Genomic DNA, 15162 nt, shown 5'->3' with positions numbered 1-15162 from the left:
TCATAAGTTGCATTATTTAAAATACTTTATGAGTTCAATCACAATGGTTGTCACAAATATATTAACCAATGCTAGAGGCAATAAAACCTTCCAGCCTAATGACATTAAATGATCCACTCTTATTCTCGGCAAAGTTGCTCGAATCCAAAACAAGAAAAATACGATGGATAAGAATTTTAATATAAACCACACGATTGCAGGAATAAAATCAAGGAATGGCAGCGGAGAATGCCAACCGCCTAAAAATAAAACGGTGGTTAAAGCCGCAATAGCATAAACATATACATATTCAGCAAGCATAAAAAACGCAAACCTAAAACCACTATACTCTACATGGTAACCTGCGACTAATTCTGATTCCGCCTCAGGTAAGTCAAATGGAGTACGATTCAACTCTGAAACCGCTGCAATAATAAAAATAATAAATCCAACAAATTGAGGAAGGATGTTCCATTGCCAAAATCCACCTGCTTGACCTTCTACAATAGTATTCAAGCTTAAACTACCACTTAAAAGAACAACTCCTACAACTGACATCACTAAAGGGACTTCGTAGCTAATCATCTGAGCCGCTGAACGCATCCCACCCAATAATGAATACTTGTTATTAGAAGCCCAACCACCCAACAAAATACCGATAGTTGAAATACTGGAAAGAGCAAAGTAATATAACAACCCTACATTTAAGTCCGCAAACTGTAACAAAGAAGTGTAGGGGATCGTAGCCAGTACAACAAACGCTGGTACAAATGCGATCACAGGAGCTAGAATAAATAGAAACCGATCCGCATTTCTAGGAATAGTATCCTCTTTAAGTAATAACTTTAATACATCTGCAACCGTTTGAAATAAACCTAGTGGCCCAACACGATTTGGTCCTTTTCTCAATTGTATCCAACCTATGACTTTACGTTCAAAATAAATAGCATAGGTTACAAAACCTAATACAACTGCAAGAAGAACGACTGCTCCGCTTAAAAACCACATAAAGCTAGAAAATGTAAGATCTTGAAGCAGATTCATTAGCCATCTACCTCCCCTAATACAATATCAATACCACCTAGAATTGTAACTAAGTTTGTCATCGTTTCACCTACTAATAACTTCGGTAGAATTTGTAGATTAACAAATGAAGGTCTTCTAAACTTTAAGCGATATGGTTGTGGTTTTTTCTTTGATACAATATGGCATCCAATTTCACCACGTGGAGATTCAATCCTTGTGTAAACCTCCCCTTCTGGTGGTCTGATGACTCTCGGTACTTTAGCCATAATTTGTCCGTCTTCAGGAAACTGTTCTACTGCTTGTTCCAAAATTCGCAAGCTTTGTTTGATTTCTTCAAATCGAACTAAATATCTAGCATAACAATCCCCTGCAGTCTGAACAGGAACGTCGAAATCAAAACGATCATATATACTGTATGGCTGGTCTTTACGAAGATCAAACTTAACACCTGTTGATCTCAGATTAGCCCCGCTTAAACCAAAATCTATTGCACTCTGAGCATCGTAAGTTCCAACACCCTTAACTCTAGCTAAAAAGATTTCATTTCCGCTTACTAACTGCTCATATTCGTCTAGTTTTTCTCTCATGTATGGAATAAAATCTCTTACTTTGTCAATCCAACCCTCAGGAGCGTCCCATTTCACACCGCCTACTCTCATATAAAAATAAGTAAGGCGAGCTCCACATAGCTCGTTAAACATATTTACGATCATTTCTCTCTCTCTAAAAGCATAAAGAAATGGACTCATAGCACCGATGTCTAATAAATATGTACCCCACCATACTAAATGGCTGGCAATGCGCTGCAACTCCATCACAATTAAACGCAAAAATTCAGCTCTTTCGGGAATTTCTAAATCCATCAAAGTTTCAACTGCATGACATAACACATAATTATTCGTCATAGCAGAGACATAGTCCATGCGATCTGTGTAAGGAATAACCTGAGTGTAAGTTAAATTCTCAGCCAACTTCTCAGTACCTCTATGTAAATATCCGATTACAGGTGTTGCTTCTGTTATCACTTCTCCATCTAACTTTACGATGATTCTAAAAACACCATGTGTACTCGGATGCTGCGGTCCAACATTCAATAACAATTCTTCTGTACGTATCATCTGATTTGTTACACCTCCGGATCTATCGGTTCATAATCTTTTCTTAAAGGATGCCCTTCCCAATCATCAGGCATCATGATCCTTTTTAAATTAGGATGACCCGGAAATTGAACACCTAACAAATCATAGATTTCTCTTTCATTCCAGTTCGCCGTATTCCATACAGATGTGATGGATGGGATAGAAGGATTTTCTCGATCTGCTTTAACTTTAATACAAACATCTAGTTGGTTACCTGTTGACATCGATAATAAATAATAAACAACTTCAAAATGTGTTTCGAAATCTATACCAGATACATTACGTAAATAATTTAGTTTTAATAATTCTGACTCTTTCAGCAGCATAGCAGTTTTAACCCAATAAGGACTTCTGATCACAATACATGGCAAGTCCCTATCAAGCTCATTAATAAAAGCGACTTCAATTGCATCTTCAGCTATGTTCGTTTTTATCAACTCAACAATACGATCTAATCTATCCTGATTTGGTGAAGGCTCCTCAGTTACTTCTTCTTCTATATTCTCTATATTTTTCTTTGATTCTTTAGGGTCCATTTCAGTAACTTGTTTTTGATCACTCATACCCCTGTCACCCTTTTCCCCGTTTTTGCTTCATACTTTATCTTTTCTTGCAATTTATTAATACCATAAATTAAAGCAGCTGGATTAGGAGGACATCCTGGGATGTATACATCTACAGGAACAATTTGATCTACCCCTTTGACTACGGAGTATGACTTAATATAAGGACCACCAGCAGTAGCGCATGAACCCATTGCAATAACCCATTTCGGTTCAGGCATTTGATCATATAAACGACGCAACAAAGGAGCCATTTTTTTGGTCACAGTTCCAGAAACGATCATGACATCCGATTGTCTTGGAGAGGTACGGAATATCACGCCAAAACGGTCTAAATCATAATGTGATGCGCCTGTCCCCATCATTTCAATGGCACAGCAAGCTAAGCCAAAAGTGAGTGGCCATAATGAATTACTTCTTGCCCACGCCTTTAACTCTTCCAATGTACCCATAAATACGTTGCGTTCTAATTCTTGTTGCTCTTCGGGTGAAATTTTAGTTAAATCGAGTTCCATTGTAACACCTTCTTCTTCCAAGCGTATGCTAATCCTACTACTAATAATGAAACGAAAATCAACATTTCAACTAAAGCAAAAAGTCCTAATTTGTTATAAGCAACTGCCCAAGGATATAAAAAGACAGTTTCCACATCAAAGATAACAAACATCAGAGCAAATAAATAATAGCGAATGTTGAAACGAATTTGACCTGTACCAACAGGCTCATTCCCACTCTCATATGTGGTATATTTCTCCTCTATTGGATTGTTAGGTCTTAACAATCGGCCAAACGTAAGCGCTGCCACAGGTAAGAAAATACCAAGCGCAATAAAAATAGCGACGATAACATAGTTATTGATGTATGTTTCCATCGACTCATGCCTCCATTCAATGAAGTCTACTTATAAGTTTTTCTTATAAACATTTTCTTGTTCAATAATAAATGTCGTGAACATTATAACAAAAGCTTCCAACGAAGTCTATGATTCAAAGATGTATTTTTAAAAGGTAGCTTTTGTTGATGTTCGATGATGTTGCTTTCGATGAGTATGCTGAAACATGAACAAAAGCTTCCAACGAAGTCTATGATTCGAAGATGTATTTTTAAAAGGTAGCTTTTGTTGATGTTCGATGATGTTGCTTTCGATGAGTATGCTGAAACATGAACAAAAGCTTCCAACGAAGTCTATGTTATATCATTATTATTACTTATGATAATTATAAATTGTGATGATTTTCACAAACAATCATATTACGTGCAGCACTGTTCTCTCTATATACTATGATCTTATCGAACAGAATGTGCTAAATTGAATAAAAAAACTGCCGACAAATATATGCGACAGTTATTAGAGTATTATTATTTTAGAAATGTTTGTCTGTGGAACTGATTCGATTGATCGCTTTCTGCAATGCCATCTCTGCACGACGAAAATCGTAATCAGCCTTTTTATCAGCTAATCTTCTTTCAGCACGTTCTTTAGCAGCTTGCGCACGTTCAACATCAATTTCTCCTGCACGTTCAGCGACATCAGCAAGAATAACCACTTTTTCTTTACTTACTTCCATGAATCCACCATGTACTGCTATGATCTCTTCATCATTTCCGGTTTTGATCTTCATTGGTGCAACTTTTAATGCTGTGACTAGTGGAATGTGATTAGGTAAAATACCTAATTGACCTTCCACTCCTGTGACAACAATCATATTCACGCCCTGAGAATAAACTTTTCTCTCAGGAGTAACGATTTCTAATGTAAAAGTACTCATAATTTCCTCCTACAAGTTTCATATATAGAAACTTAGGATTTTTATTTCAACCCTATTATAAAGTTTTTGCTTTTTCTACAGCTTCTTCAATTGTACCTACGTACAAGAAAGCTGCTTCTGGTAAATCATCATGTTTACCGTCCAAAATTTCTTTAAAGCTGCGAACTGTTTCTTTAACAGGAACATATTGTCCCTTTTGTCCAGTAAACTGTTCAGCAACGTGGAAATTCTGTGATAAAAATCTTTGAACTTTTCTCGCACGTTGTACTGTTACTTTATCTTCTTCAGATAATTCATCCATACCTAAGATGGCAATGATATCTTGAAGTTCTTTGTAACGTTGTAATATTTGTTTAACACCTTGAGCAACTTCGTAATGCTCTTCTCCAACAATCTCAGGAGTAAGAATACGAGAGCTTGATGCTAACGGATCTACAGCAGGGAAAATCCCTAACTCAGCGATTTTACGCTCCAAGTTAGTTGTTGCATCCAAGTGAGCAAATGTTGTTGCAGGAGCTGGATCTGTATAATCATCCGCTGGTACATAAACCGCTTGTATGGAAGTTACAGAACCTTTCTTCGTTGAAGCAATACGCTCTTGCAATTGACCCATTTCGGTTGCTAATGTTGGTTGGTAACCAACCGCTGAAGGCATACGTCCGAGTAATGCAGAAACCTCTGAACCTGCTTGTGTGAAACGGAAGATATTATCAACGAATAAAAGTACGTCTTTACCTTCTTGATCACGGTAATGTTCTGCCATTGTCAAACCTGTAAGTGCAACACGTTGACGGGCACCTGGAGGCTCATTCATCTGTCCGAATACCATTGAAGTTTTTGGAAGAACACCCGCGTCTTTCATTTCGTGATAAAGGTCATTCCCTTCACGAGTACGCTCTCCAACACCGGCAAATACTGAAATACCACCGTGCTCCTGTGCGATATTATTGATTAATTCCTGAATGGTAACAGTTTTACCAACACCGGCTCCACCAAACAATCCAATTTTTCCACCTTTTGCGTAAGGGGCAATTAAATCAATAACTTTAATTCCTGTTTCCAAAATTTCTTCTTCAACAGATAATTCTGTAAATTCTGGCGCTTGTCTATGAATAGGGCTAGAATTTTTAGTTTTAATCTCACCAGCATTATCAATTGGTTCACCTAATACATTTAAAATTCTACCTAGTACAGCATCGCCCACTGGAACAGAAATAGGACTACCTGTGTCAACAGCTTCAGTTCCACGAACTAAACCGTCTGTAGAAGACATTGCAACACAACGTGCAACGTTATCGCCAAGATGAAGAGATACTTCTACAGTTAAGTTGATATCCTTTCCTCCAGAGGACTCCGCTTTTTTTTCTATTTTAACTGCATTTAGAATTTCAGGCAGGTTTCCACGTTCAAATTCAATATCAACTACGGGACCTGTAACCTGTATAACGCGTCCTTTGTTCATGCTTTTACCTCCTTAAGGTTTTCAAAGTTAGTGCATATATTTTAACTATCCCTGAGCATTCGCTCCAGCAATAATTTCTGATATTTCTTGCGTAATTGCTGCTTGACGTGCACGGTTGTATACAAGGTTTAGACCAGAGATTAAATCAGTCGCATTATTCGTTGCATTACCCATAGCAGTCATTCTTGCACCAAATTCACTTGCTTTACCTTCTAACACTGCACTATAAATTAAAGTCTCAGCATATTTAGGTAATAATACATCTAATACTTCTTCTGCTGATGGCTCATATTCATACGAAGCCATATTACCATTAGATTCAGAAATGTCACTTAATGGTAAAAGACGCTTTTCTACAGGAATCTGTGTGATCGGATTAATAAATTCGTTATATACCAAATACAACTCATCATATAGACCTTCGCTAAAGTTTTGTACCGCAGTTTTAGCAATTTCTTGAATGTCTAGGTATTGAGGATTGTCTGGCAATCCCGTAACTTGAGATAAAACTGGCATATTCCGTCTTTTGAAAAAATCTCGACCTTTCCGTCCTATAACAAAAATAGAATAGTCATCAGAGGAATTATGTTTTTCTTGAATGGTGTTTATCACCATACGCAAAAGGTTCGCATTGTAACCTCCAGCTAAACCACGATCCGAGGTAATTACTAGATAACCTGTCTTTTTCACTTCTCGGCTTTCTAACATCGGATGTTTTAAATTTTTTGTAGCAGAAGCAATGTTTGAAATTACTTCTTTTATTTTATCTGAATATGGTCGAGCCGCTTCAGCATTTTCCTGTGCTTTCCTTAATCCAGAAGCAGCTACCATTTCCATTGCTTTTGTAATCTGTTTTGTATTTTGAAACCCACTGATTTGGCGTTTTATATCGCGCATACCTTTAGCCATTTAGTTCACCACCTTATAGGCTATTTGAAAAAACACACTACTTTTTATCAAACTGTTTATACAGATGCAGCAAATCCTTTTTTAAAGCTTTCGATGGCTTTATTAAGTGCTTCTTCTGTATCTTTTGATAATTCACCTGTAGTTTTAATTGCGTTTAGAATATCTGATTGATTCGCATCCATATAGGATAGGAATTCTTCTTCAAATCTTGTAATATCCTTCACTGCAATCTCATCTAGATGACCTTTAACTGCTGCAAAAATACTTACTACCTGTTTTTCTACTGGTAACGGCTGGTTGACACCTTGTTTCAAGATTTCAACTGTACGTTCCCCTCGATTTAATCGAACTTGTGTAGATTTATCAAGATCTGATCCAAATTGAGCAAAGGCCGCTAATTCTCTATATTGAGCAAGGTCCAAACGAAGAGTACCTGCAACTTTTTTCATCGCTTTAATCTGAGCAGAACCACCAACACGAGATACTGAAATACCAACGTTAATCGCTGGACGTTGTCCTGCATGGAACAAATCAGCTTCTAGGAAGATCTGTCCATCCGTAATGGAAATTACGTTTGTTGGAATATATGCTGATACATCACTTGCTTGTGTTTCGATAAATGGAAGAGCAGTTAATGAACCTCCACCAAGATCATCGTTCAATTTTGCAGCTCTTTCTAATAAACGAGAATGTAAGTAGAATACATCCCCTGGGAAAGCTTCACGACCTGGAGGTCTTCTTAATAACAAGGATAACTCACGATAAGCGGATGCTTGTTTAGTTAAGTCATCATAAATAACTAATACGTGTTTACCTTGATACATAAAGTGCTCACCCATAGTACAACCTGTATAAGGTGCTAAGAATAATAATGGAGCTGGTTCAGACGCACCTGCTGTAACAACTATGGTATAATCTAAAGCACCATTTTTACGAAGTGTTTCTACAACACCTGCAACTGTGGATTGCTTTTGACCGATTGCTACGTAAATACAAATCATATCATTTTCTTTTTGATTAATGATCGTATCGATCGCAATTGTTGTTTTACCTGTTTGACGGTCTCCGATAATCAACTCACGCTGACCACGACCGATTGGAACCATGGAGTCAATCGCTTTAATTCCCGTTTGCATCGGCTCATGTACTGATTTACGATCAATAACACCCGGTGCTGGTGATTCGATTGGTCTAAACTCTTTTGTTTCAATAGGTCCTTTGCCATCTACTGGCTGTCCCAATGGATTTACAACACGTCCAAGTAATGCTTCACCTACAGGAACTTCCATGATACGTCCTGTACGTTTTACTTGATCTCCCTCACGGATATCCGTGTAAGGTCCTAAGATTACGATACCAACATTATCTTCTTCAAGGTTAAGAGCCATACCCATAACGCCGTTAGAGAATTCTAACAATTCACCAGCCATGACGTTTTCAAGACCATGAGCACGAGCTATACCATCACCCACCTGGATAACAGTGCCTACATCAACCACTTGAAGTTCAGATTTATAATTTTCAATTTGCTTTTTAATCAACGTACTGATTTCTTCAGGTCTGATACTCAATGAACCTCACCCCTAACTATATTGCTTGATGTTTTAATTCTTTTTCAAGTGCAGCTAGTTTACCTGCTAAGCTGCCATCATATAAACGATCGCCAATGCGAACTTTTAATCCACCTAAAAGGCCTGAATCAACTTCATTAGATGCGTTGATCTGTTTACCTGTTAATTTTCCAAAACGCTCTTCTACATCCTTTAATTCATCATCAGATAATTTGGATGGTGTATATACGACTGCATCTGCTTGACCCAAAAACTCATTCGCAACTCCAACATAATACTCATATATCGCTGTTAAAATTGGACCTCTGCCTCTTTCAATTAGAAGCTGAACTGTATGGAGCACAATGTCAGATACTTTACCTTCAAATGCTTTACCTAGAAGTTCTTTTTTTGTGTCCACTCCAATGTTTGGATGAGAAATAAATTTATTAAAACTCTTATCCTCTTCTATGAACTGAACAATTCCTTTTAATTCTCGTTCAACTTCTGTAATCACTTTTTGTTCTCGAGCAACTTCAAAAAGTGCTTTTGCATATCTTTTCCCTGCTAATGTGTTGCTGCTCATAGTTTTCCTCCTACCTCTTTCAGGTATTTGTCAACTAATTTTTTCTGCTCTTTCTCATTTAAATTCTGTTCAATGATTTTAGCTGCAATCATAATGGACATTGCACCTACTTGAGCACGTAATGTTTCAGCTGCTTTAGATCTTTCATTTTCAATATCTTTTAAAGCGTCTTCCTTAAGCCTAGCTACTTCTGCTTTTGCATTATCAACAATTTCTTCGGCTTGACGGACACTTGTTTGTTTAGCTTGCTCGATAATTTGATAAGCTTCATTACGAGATTTTTGAAGAGACTCTTCTTGCTCTTTTAATAAGCTAGCTGCTTCTTGTCTATTTTCCTCGGCTGTACTAATTTCACTTAATACATGCTGTCTACGTTTTTCCATCACTTCAAACAACGGTCCAAAAGCGTATTTTTTCAATAGTAACAGCAATAAAATAAATGCCGCAATTTGAATAAAAAATGACCCAAAATCTATATGCACTACGTTCACTCCCTTCTGAGAGGTTAGTTATTTTCTAATTTTTAAAAAACTAAGGCGGGAGGCTTATTGAGCTTCTCCGCCGCTATGCTTATTGAAATTATTAAAGTACAAATACGAATAATAAAGCAAATACAACACCGATGATCGGTAATACCTCAACTAAACCTACACCGATAAACATTGTCGTTTGAAGCGTTCCACGTAGTTCAGGTTGACGAGAGATCCCTTCTACTGTACGACTAATAACTAAACCATTACCAATACCTGCTCCTAAAGCTGATAAACCAATTACAATTGCTGCTGCAATCATTGCCATTTCCATGATTAAATATCCTCCTTGAAATTAATTTAATTTATAATAACAAAAGCAAATATCGAACTCTATGTTCGTTTATTTTCCATAAAAGATAGGCTTTTGTTTTAACCGTGGTTTTCCTCATGTGTAATACTTTGCCCAATATAAACCATTGTTAATATTGTGAAGACAAAAGCTTGGATTGCACCAATAAACACACTAAATCCTTGCCAAGCCATCAACGGCACAATACCCCAATAACTTGCCATTAAAATTACTGCAATTAACATTTCTCCGGCAAAAATATTTCCAAATAAACGCATTCCAATTGTTAAGAGCTTGGAAGCCTGTTCAATTACGTGTATCGGGAAAAATAATGGTGAAGGTTGAAAGTAGTGCTTAAAGTAATGTTTTGTATTACGTGTGATACCTAAGTAATGACTTAACGTAATAACCAACAGTGCTAGAGCCATTGTTGGTCCAAGACTCGCTGTTGGAGACTTCCACCACAAAATATGAGCTTCTGCGTATCCTTTTTTAGCTTCTAATTCATTTAAATACTCTTGAGAAATTATTTCAGTTCCAAACAACTCAAAAGGCTCTTCATGTATTGTTGTTATCGCAAACGGCAATCCCAACATATTAGCTACAAAGATATACATTATCAATGTAATGCCCAACATTATAAACGCCTTACCTTTTTTCATATCCATTGTACTTGCAATTAAATTACTAACAAACTCAACGATCCATTCCATAAAATTTTGTAATTTCCCTGGATTCTCGACCGATAGCTTTCTTGTGCCTATGACTGCAAGTACAAAAACAATGACACTCGCTACAACTATCATTAAAACATTGGATAAGTCTACTGATAGACCAAAAACATAAATAGTCGGTGAATCATGCATATTCTCATTCTCACCCCTTTCCACAAAATATTTTTACTACCTCTTCATAAAGAATCAGATATTAAAAAATTAATACCAATAACATATCTTACTTGTTATTCTCATGGAGCTGTTGTTCATAAGGTGACCTATTTCTGATTTTTTTTATTTGTAAATATACCTAATATTAATGTTAATATGGGTACAATTATCAGACCTAATATTAAAGTAAATAAACTAAAATGCTGCTCCATTTTTATAGCAAATATGACAGCTAGTAGTGCCATGGAGGTTCTCCACAGAAAACCAATGCCTCGATTTTTTGTTTTGTTTATTGCTGCTTCTGTTAACTGATTAATCTTTACCTGCAAATACCAGGCATTAATTAAACCAATAGTCACACCAAGCATCCCACCTGCTATGTACTTACGATAGGGCTCAAATATAAACCAGAAAAAAAAGCAAATGAGTAAAAAATACAATGTTACTTTGAAAGCGTTTTTCACAAAGCACGTGAAATCATTCATTATGAACTCCCATATACCTTCTAATTATCAATATTACATTGAATACACCAACTGCAAAACCGAGCATAATCCCTACTACAATACAAATTGGGTTATCGTATAAATAGTTTACTGCTATATTCCCTAACCAATAGCCAGCAAGCATACAAATCGCGATGTCTAGTCCTATTATGCCAACTAAAGCAAAAGCTTTCCATGGGTTATCATTTGACCTACTCATTAGACATTTCCCCTATATAAATCCCCATTTATTTTAACGAAGGGAAGTATTGTTTGTCAATTGGGTAAAATTCAAACATTTCGTGAACACATTTGTAAAACCCTTGATATATAAGGTTTTTTATAATTAAAAACTATACAGTACAACTGTACACTGTAACCTTTTTACGGTGTAAATGAGTCAGGTTTGTCGCTCACTTTTCCAAAATGATGCAGGATGGCTTGTACAATCCTCTGTGATGCTTTTCCATCCCCGTACGGGTTTGCTGTTTGACTCATTTGTTCATACTTTTCTGTGTTGATTAATAATTCTTTTGTTCTTTTATAAACCTCTTCTTCTTCAGTGCCGACTAACTCCAAAGTCCCAGCGTCAACCCCTTCAGGACGTTCAGTTGTTTCCCTTAACACTAAAACAGGCAATCCAAATGAAGGTGCCTCTTCTTGTATACCGCCTGAGTCGGTTAGAATCATGTAAGCATGATTATAAAAATTATGTAGTTCTACTACATCTAATGGTTCGATAAGTTGTATTCTTGGGTGATCACCCAATATTTGTTCAGCAGGTTGTTTAACAGCTGGATTGGGATGAACTGGATATACTAGTGCTACATCTTCAAATTCCTCAACAATTCTACGGACAGCTTTAAAAATCTGTCGATGTGGTTCTCCCAAGGACTCTCTTCGGTGTGCTGTCATTATAAGCAGACGTTTGCCTTCAGCCCATGACAACACTGGATGTGAAAAATCTTCTTCTACCGTATATTGAAATATATCGGTTGTTGTATTACCCGTTACATATATCGTTTCTTCTGATTTGTTCTCTTTTAACAAATTGTTGGAAGACAAATCTGTAGGTGCAAAATGAAGGTCAGCAATAACTCCAGCTAGTTGGCGATTCATTTCTTCTGGATAAGGATTCAGTTTGTTCCAAGTTCTTAATCCCGCTTCTACATGACCCACTTGAATTTGTTGTAAAAATGCAGCATAACTCGCTAAGAATGTCGTAAGTGTATCTCCATGTACTAAAACTAAGTCAGGCTTCTCTTCTTTCAACACGGGCTCCAAACCCTGAAGAACACGAATTGTAACCTCATTTAATGTTTGTTGATCCTTCATCACATCAAGATCATAATCAGGATGAAGATCAAATATTTCTAGTACTCTATCCAGCATTTCTCTATGTTGTGCTGTAACGCAAACCTTTGATTCGATAAATTGTGAATGCTTTTGTAACTCTAAAACTAGAGGAGCCATCTTTGTCGCTTCAGGTCTTACTCCAAAAATAGTCAGTACTTTTATTTTATCCATCGATTTGTTCCCCTTACAGTTTACTTAGTACCAAACAAACGATCTCCTGCATCCCCAAGTCCTGGAATAATATAACCTTTTTCATTTAAATGACTATCGATTGCAGCTACATAGATATCTACATCAGGGTGCTCTTCTTGAACTGCCTTAACACCTTCTGGAGAAGCAATTAAGCACATTAACTTCATTTGACTGCAATCATTATTTTTTAATACTTGTATAGCTGCATTCGCTGATCCTCCAGTAGCAAGCATCGGATCAATAACGATTAGCTCTCTTTCTTGAACATCAGTTGGTAATTTAGTGTAATATTCTACTGGTTGTAATGATTCAGGATCACGATACAATCCAACGTGACCTACCTTAGCAGTCGGATGCAGTTTTAAAATACCGTCTGTCATTCCTAAGCCAGCACGAAGGATTGGAACTAAGCCAAGCATCCTCCCAGATATCACTTTACAATTTGCTGTTGCAACTGGCGTTTTAACCTCTACATCAGTTAAAGATAAATCTCTAGTAATTTCATAAGCCATCAACATGGCAACTTCATCTACTAATTGGCGAAAATCTTTTGTTTTTGTTTCTTTGTCTCGAATATAAGTTAGTTTATGTTGGATCAACGGATGGTCACAAACAAATACCTTTCCCATTAATTCCTATCCCTCCTGAAAATAAAAATCCATTTCCTTATCCTGTATTTACAGTCTGCTAAAGGCAAATAAAAGAAGAGACTGCAAAAACTAGCTAAAGAAATCTGCCTTTAAACCTTAACCATTATAACATGTTGTAGTTTCAGTTACACCTTATATATTTGTTATCATTTCCCAATGGCAAAAAACCATCCTAAATTTAATGGTCTGGGATGGTTTTACAGCATGTATAGTATCAGCAATGTTGTCATCTCATGGACTACCTCCATTATTTACTTCTTTGTTGAATTAAAAAATGCTTATTTTTCATCTCATAATTTTATAGTGATATTAGCTTGAATATATTTCAAGTATTTTTTTAATTTGAACTTTATTCATATTTGTTGTCAGAAACTGATCTATTTTTATTAGCATTATATCATACATATTTCAACTTGAACGATAAAATAGCATACAAAAAGATGGAAGATAAGTTATAAAAAAGGTGCTGGTTTATTACAACCAACACCTTTACATCTAGATTATTTAATATAAAAAATTAATAAGTCAGACCTTCATAAAGTGGATATTGAGAAGTTAAATCTTTAACCAAAGTTCTTGCGTTTTCTAACACCGCTTCATCCTCAGGACTTTTTAGTGTCATTGCAATGACTTTAGCGATTGTTTTCATTGCTTCTCCATCCATACCTCTAGTTGTTACAGCTGGTGTTCCGATTCGAATACCGCTTGTTACAAATGGACTTGTTGGATCAAATGGAATTGCATTTTTATTTACGGTAATTTGCACTTCATCCAATACCTTTTCAGCAACCTTACCTGTAATGTCTAAATTACGAGTATCTACTAAGATTAAGTGATTGTCTGTACCACCTGAAATGATGTTTAATCCCTCTGCTTGCAAGCTTTCTGCTAAGATTGCAGCATTTTTAACTACATTTTCTGAATATGTTTTAAATTCAGGTTTTAGTGCCTCACCAAATGCTACTGCTTTTGAAGCAATAACATGCATTAACGGACCACCTTGTGAACCAGGAAAAACAGCTTTATCTATCGCTCTAGCCCAAGGTTCTTTACAAAGGATTAAACCACCTCTAGGTCCACGCAATGTTTTATGTGTTGTTGTTGTTACAAAATGAGAGTGAGGTACTGGATTAGGATGCAAACCAGCTGCTACTAATCCAGCAATATGTGCCATATCAACCATCATTAGAGCGCCAACTTCATTCGCTATTTTTCCTAATGTTTCAAAATCAATTGTTCTTGGATAAGCACTTGCACCCGCTACAATCATTCTTGGTCTATGTTTAAATGCTAGTTTACGAACTTCATCATAATCAATCATAAAATTATCTTCACGTACACCATAAGCTACAAAGTTATATAATATACCTGAAGCATTCACTGGACTACCGTGAGTTAGATGTCCACCATGCGCTAAATTCATACCAAGCACTGTGTCACCAGGTTGTAGAGCTGCTAAGTAAACTGCCATATTCGCTTGTGCACCTGAGTGAGGCTGAACATTTGCATGTTCTGCGCCAAAAATTTCTTTAGCACGATTTCTAGCAATATCTTCAACAATATCTACATGCTCACATCCGCCATAATAACGTTTGCTCGGGTACCCTTCTGCATATTTATTGGTTAATACTGTTCCCATCGCTTCCATAACCGCTGGAGTTACAATGTTTTCAGAAGCAATTAGCTCAATATTGTCTCTTTGTCTTGTCAATTCCAAATTTAGCGCTTTTACAACCTCTGGATCTTGTCCACGTAAATTTTCCATCTTAATAACATCCTCCCAAATT

The 15162-nt window shown here is 36.5% G+C and carries 18 protein-coding genes; all 18 read right to left on the bottom strand.

Annotated elements, in window-relative coordinates:
* Positions 1-12 precede the first annotated feature (12 nt).
* Positions 13-1023, bottom strand: a complete 1011-nt coding sequence (nuoH, locus tag Q5Y73_RS22325; protein ID WP_305994142.1) for an NADH-quinone oxidoreductase subunit NuoH — start codon at positions 1021-1023, stop codon at positions 13-15.
* Positions 1023-2123: an NADH-quinone oxidoreductase subunit D gene (locus Q5Y73_RS22320; protein WP_305994141.1), complete on the bottom strand. Its 1101-nt coding sequence runs from the start codon at positions 2121-2123 to the stop codon at positions 1023-1025. The genes nuoH and Q5Y73_RS22320 overlap by 1 nt, the downstream gene beginning before the upstream one ends.
* An 8-nt stretch (positions 2124-2131) precedes the next feature.
* A complete protein-coding gene (locus tag Q5Y73_RS22315; RefSeq protein ID WP_305994140.1) occupies positions 2132-2707 on the bottom strand; it encodes an NADH-quinone oxidoreductase subunit C in 576 nt (191 codons plus the stop codon).
* On the bottom strand, positions 2704-3222 hold the full coding sequence (locus tag Q5Y73_RS22310) for a NuoB/complex I 20 kDa subunit family protein (RefSeq protein WP_305994139.1): 519 nt from the start codon (positions 3220-3222) through the stop codon (positions 2704-2706). Before Q5Y73_RS22310 ends, Q5Y73_RS22315 begins: the two co-directional genes overlap by 4 nt.
* Positions 3207-3578, bottom strand: coding sequence for an NADH-quinone oxidoreductase subunit A (locus tag Q5Y73_RS22305; RefSeq protein WP_305994138.1), 372 nt, complete (start codon positions 3576-3578; stop codon positions 3207-3209). The genes Q5Y73_RS22310 and Q5Y73_RS22305 overlap by 16 nt, the downstream gene beginning before the upstream one ends.
* Before the next feature lie 493 nt (positions 3579-4071).
* Positions 4072-4476, bottom strand: a complete 405-nt coding sequence (locus Q5Y73_RS22300) for a F0F1 ATP synthase subunit epsilon (RefSeq protein WP_305994137.1) — start codon at positions 4474-4476, stop codon at positions 4072-4074.
* Between the two features lie 55 nt (positions 4477-4531).
* Positions 4532-5938 carry a F0F1 ATP synthase subunit beta gene (gene atpD, locus Q5Y73_RS22295; protein ID WP_305994136.1) on the bottom strand — a complete coding sequence of 469 codons (1407 nt, stop codon included), beginning with the start codon at positions 5936-5938 and terminating at the stop codon, positions 4532-4534.
* 45 nt (positions 5939-5983) lie between these two features.
* A complete protein-coding gene (gene atpG / locus Q5Y73_RS22290) occupies positions 5984-6847 on the bottom strand; it encodes an ATP synthase F1 subunit gamma (protein WP_305994135.1) in 864 nt (287 codons plus the stop codon).
* 56 nt (positions 6848-6903) lie between these two features.
* Positions 6904-8418, bottom strand: a complete 1515-nt coding sequence (gene atpA / locus Q5Y73_RS22285) for a F0F1 ATP synthase subunit alpha (protein ID WP_305994134.1) — start codon at positions 8416-8418, stop codon at positions 6904-6906.
* A 16-nt stretch (positions 8419-8434) separates the two neighbouring features.
* Complete coding sequence (locus Q5Y73_RS22280; protein ID WP_305994133.1) at positions 8435-8983, bottom strand: F0F1 ATP synthase subunit delta; 549 nt, start codon at positions 8981-8983, stop codon at positions 8435-8437.
* A complete protein-coding gene (gene atpF, locus Q5Y73_RS22275; RefSeq protein ID WP_305994132.1) occupies positions 8980-9465 on the bottom strand; it encodes a F0F1 ATP synthase subunit B in 486 nt (161 codons plus the stop codon). The genes Q5Y73_RS22280 and atpF overlap by 4 nt, the downstream gene beginning before the upstream one ends.
* Before the next feature lie 100 nt (positions 9466-9565).
* Positions 9566-9781: a F0F1 ATP synthase subunit C gene (atpE, locus tag Q5Y73_RS22270; protein WP_371320259.1), complete on the bottom strand. Its 216-nt coding sequence runs from the start codon at positions 9779-9781 to the stop codon at positions 9566-9568.
* Between the two features lie 104 nt (positions 9782-9885).
* A complete protein-coding gene (gene atpB / locus Q5Y73_RS22265) occupies positions 9886-10671 on the bottom strand; it encodes a F0F1 ATP synthase subunit A (protein ID WP_305994130.1) in 786 nt (261 codons plus the stop codon).
* 128 nt (positions 10672-10799) lie between these two features.
* Positions 10800-11177 (bottom strand): ATP synthase subunit I, encoded by a 378-nt coding sequence (locus Q5Y73_RS22260; RefSeq protein ID WP_305994129.1) that lies wholly within the window; start codon positions 11175-11177, stop codon positions 10800-10802.
* Entirely contained in the window at positions 11170-11397 is a 228-nt protein-coding gene (locus tag Q5Y73_RS22255) for an AtpZ/AtpI family protein (RefSeq protein WP_305994128.1), read from the bottom strand. The genes Q5Y73_RS22260 and Q5Y73_RS22255 overlap by 8 nt, the downstream gene beginning before the upstream one ends.
* A 164-nt stretch (positions 11398-11561) precedes the next feature.
* Complete coding sequence (wecB, locus tag Q5Y73_RS22250; RefSeq protein WP_305994127.1) at positions 11562-12704, bottom strand: non-hydrolyzing UDP-N-acetylglucosamine 2-epimerase; 1143 nt, start codon at positions 12702-12704, stop codon at positions 11562-11564.
* A gap of 20 nt (positions 12705-12724) precedes the next feature.
* Positions 12725-13354, bottom strand: coding sequence for a uracil phosphoribosyltransferase (upp, locus tag Q5Y73_RS22245; protein ID WP_305994126.1), 630 nt, complete (start codon positions 13352-13354; stop codon positions 12725-12727).
* A gap of 538 nt (positions 13355-13892) precedes the next feature.
* Positions 13893-15140, bottom strand: a complete 1248-nt coding sequence (gene glyA, locus Q5Y73_RS22240) for a serine hydroxymethyltransferase (protein WP_305994125.1) — start codon at positions 15138-15140, stop codon at positions 13893-13895.
* Positions 15141-15162: the final 22 nt, after the last annotated feature.

The sequence above is a fragment of the Chengkuizengella axinellae genome (assembly GCF_030730905.1).
GTDB classification, from domain to species: Bacteria; Bacillota; Bacilli; order Paenibacillales; family KCTC-33759; genus Chengkuizengella; species Chengkuizengella axinellae.
This window is presented reverse-complemented; position numbering and strand designations above follow the sequence as displayed.

Bases quoted from the DNA above. Each gene is read 5' to 3' on its own strand.
- atpB (WP_305994130.1), bottom strand. From the start codon at position 10,671: ATGCATGATTCACCGACTATTTATGTTTTTGGTCTATCAGTAGACTTA.
- Q5Y73_RS22310 (WP_305994139.1), bottom strand. From the start codon at position 3,222: ATGGAACTCGATTTAACTAAAATTTCACCCGAAGAGCAACAAGAATTA.
- atpD (WP_305994136.1), bottom strand. From the start codon at position 5,938: ATGAACAAAGGACGCGTTATACAGGTTACAGGTCCCGTAGTTGATATT.
- glyA (WP_305994125.1), bottom strand. From the start codon at position 15,140: ATGGAAAATTTACGTGGACAAGATCCAGAGGTTGTAAAAGCGCTAAAT.
- Q5Y73_RS22255 (WP_305994128.1), bottom strand. From the start codon at position 11,397: ATGAGTAGGTCAAATGATAACCCATGGAAAGCTTTTGCTTTAGTTGGC.
- Q5Y73_RS22305 (WP_305994138.1), bottom strand. From the start codon at position 3,578: ATGGAAACATACATCAATAACTATGTTATCGTCGCTATTTTTATTGCG.
- Q5Y73_RS22260 (WP_305994129.1), bottom strand. From the start codon at position 11,177: ATGAATGATTTCACGTGCTTTGTGAAAAACGCTTTCAAAGTAACATTG.
- Q5Y73_RS22300 (WP_305994137.1), bottom strand. From the start codon at position 4,476: ATGAGTACTTTTACATTAGAAATCGTTACTCCTGAGAGAAAAGTTTAT.
- upp (WP_305994126.1), bottom strand. From the start codon at position 13,354: ATGGGAAAGGTATTTGTTTGTGACCATCCGTTGATCCAACATAAACTA.
- atpG (WP_305994135.1), bottom strand. From the start codon at position 6,847: ATGGCTAAAGGTATGCGCGATATAAAACGCCAAATCAGTGGGTTTCAA.
- atpE (WP_371320259.1), bottom strand. From the start codon at position 9,781: ATGGCAATGATTGCAGCAGCAATTGTAATTGGTTTATCAGCTTTAGGA.
- Q5Y73_RS22315 (WP_305994140.1), bottom strand. From the start codon at position 2,707: ATGAGTGATCAAAAACAAGTTACTGAAATGGACCCTAAAGAATCAAAG.
- wecB (WP_305994127.1), bottom strand. From the start codon at position 12,704: ATGGATAAAATAAAAGTACTGACTATTTTTGGAGTAAGACCTGAAGCG.
- Q5Y73_RS22280 (WP_305994133.1), bottom strand. From the start codon at position 8,983: ATGAGCAGCAACACATTAGCAGGGAAAAGATATGCAAAAGCACTTTTT.
- Q5Y73_RS22320 (WP_305994141.1), bottom strand. From the start codon at position 2,123: ATGATACGTACAGAAGAATTGTTATTGAATGTTGGACCGCAGCATCCG.
- nuoH (WP_305994142.1), bottom strand. From the start codon at position 1,023: ATGAATCTGCTTCAAGATCTTACATTTTCTAGCTTTATGTGGTTTTTA.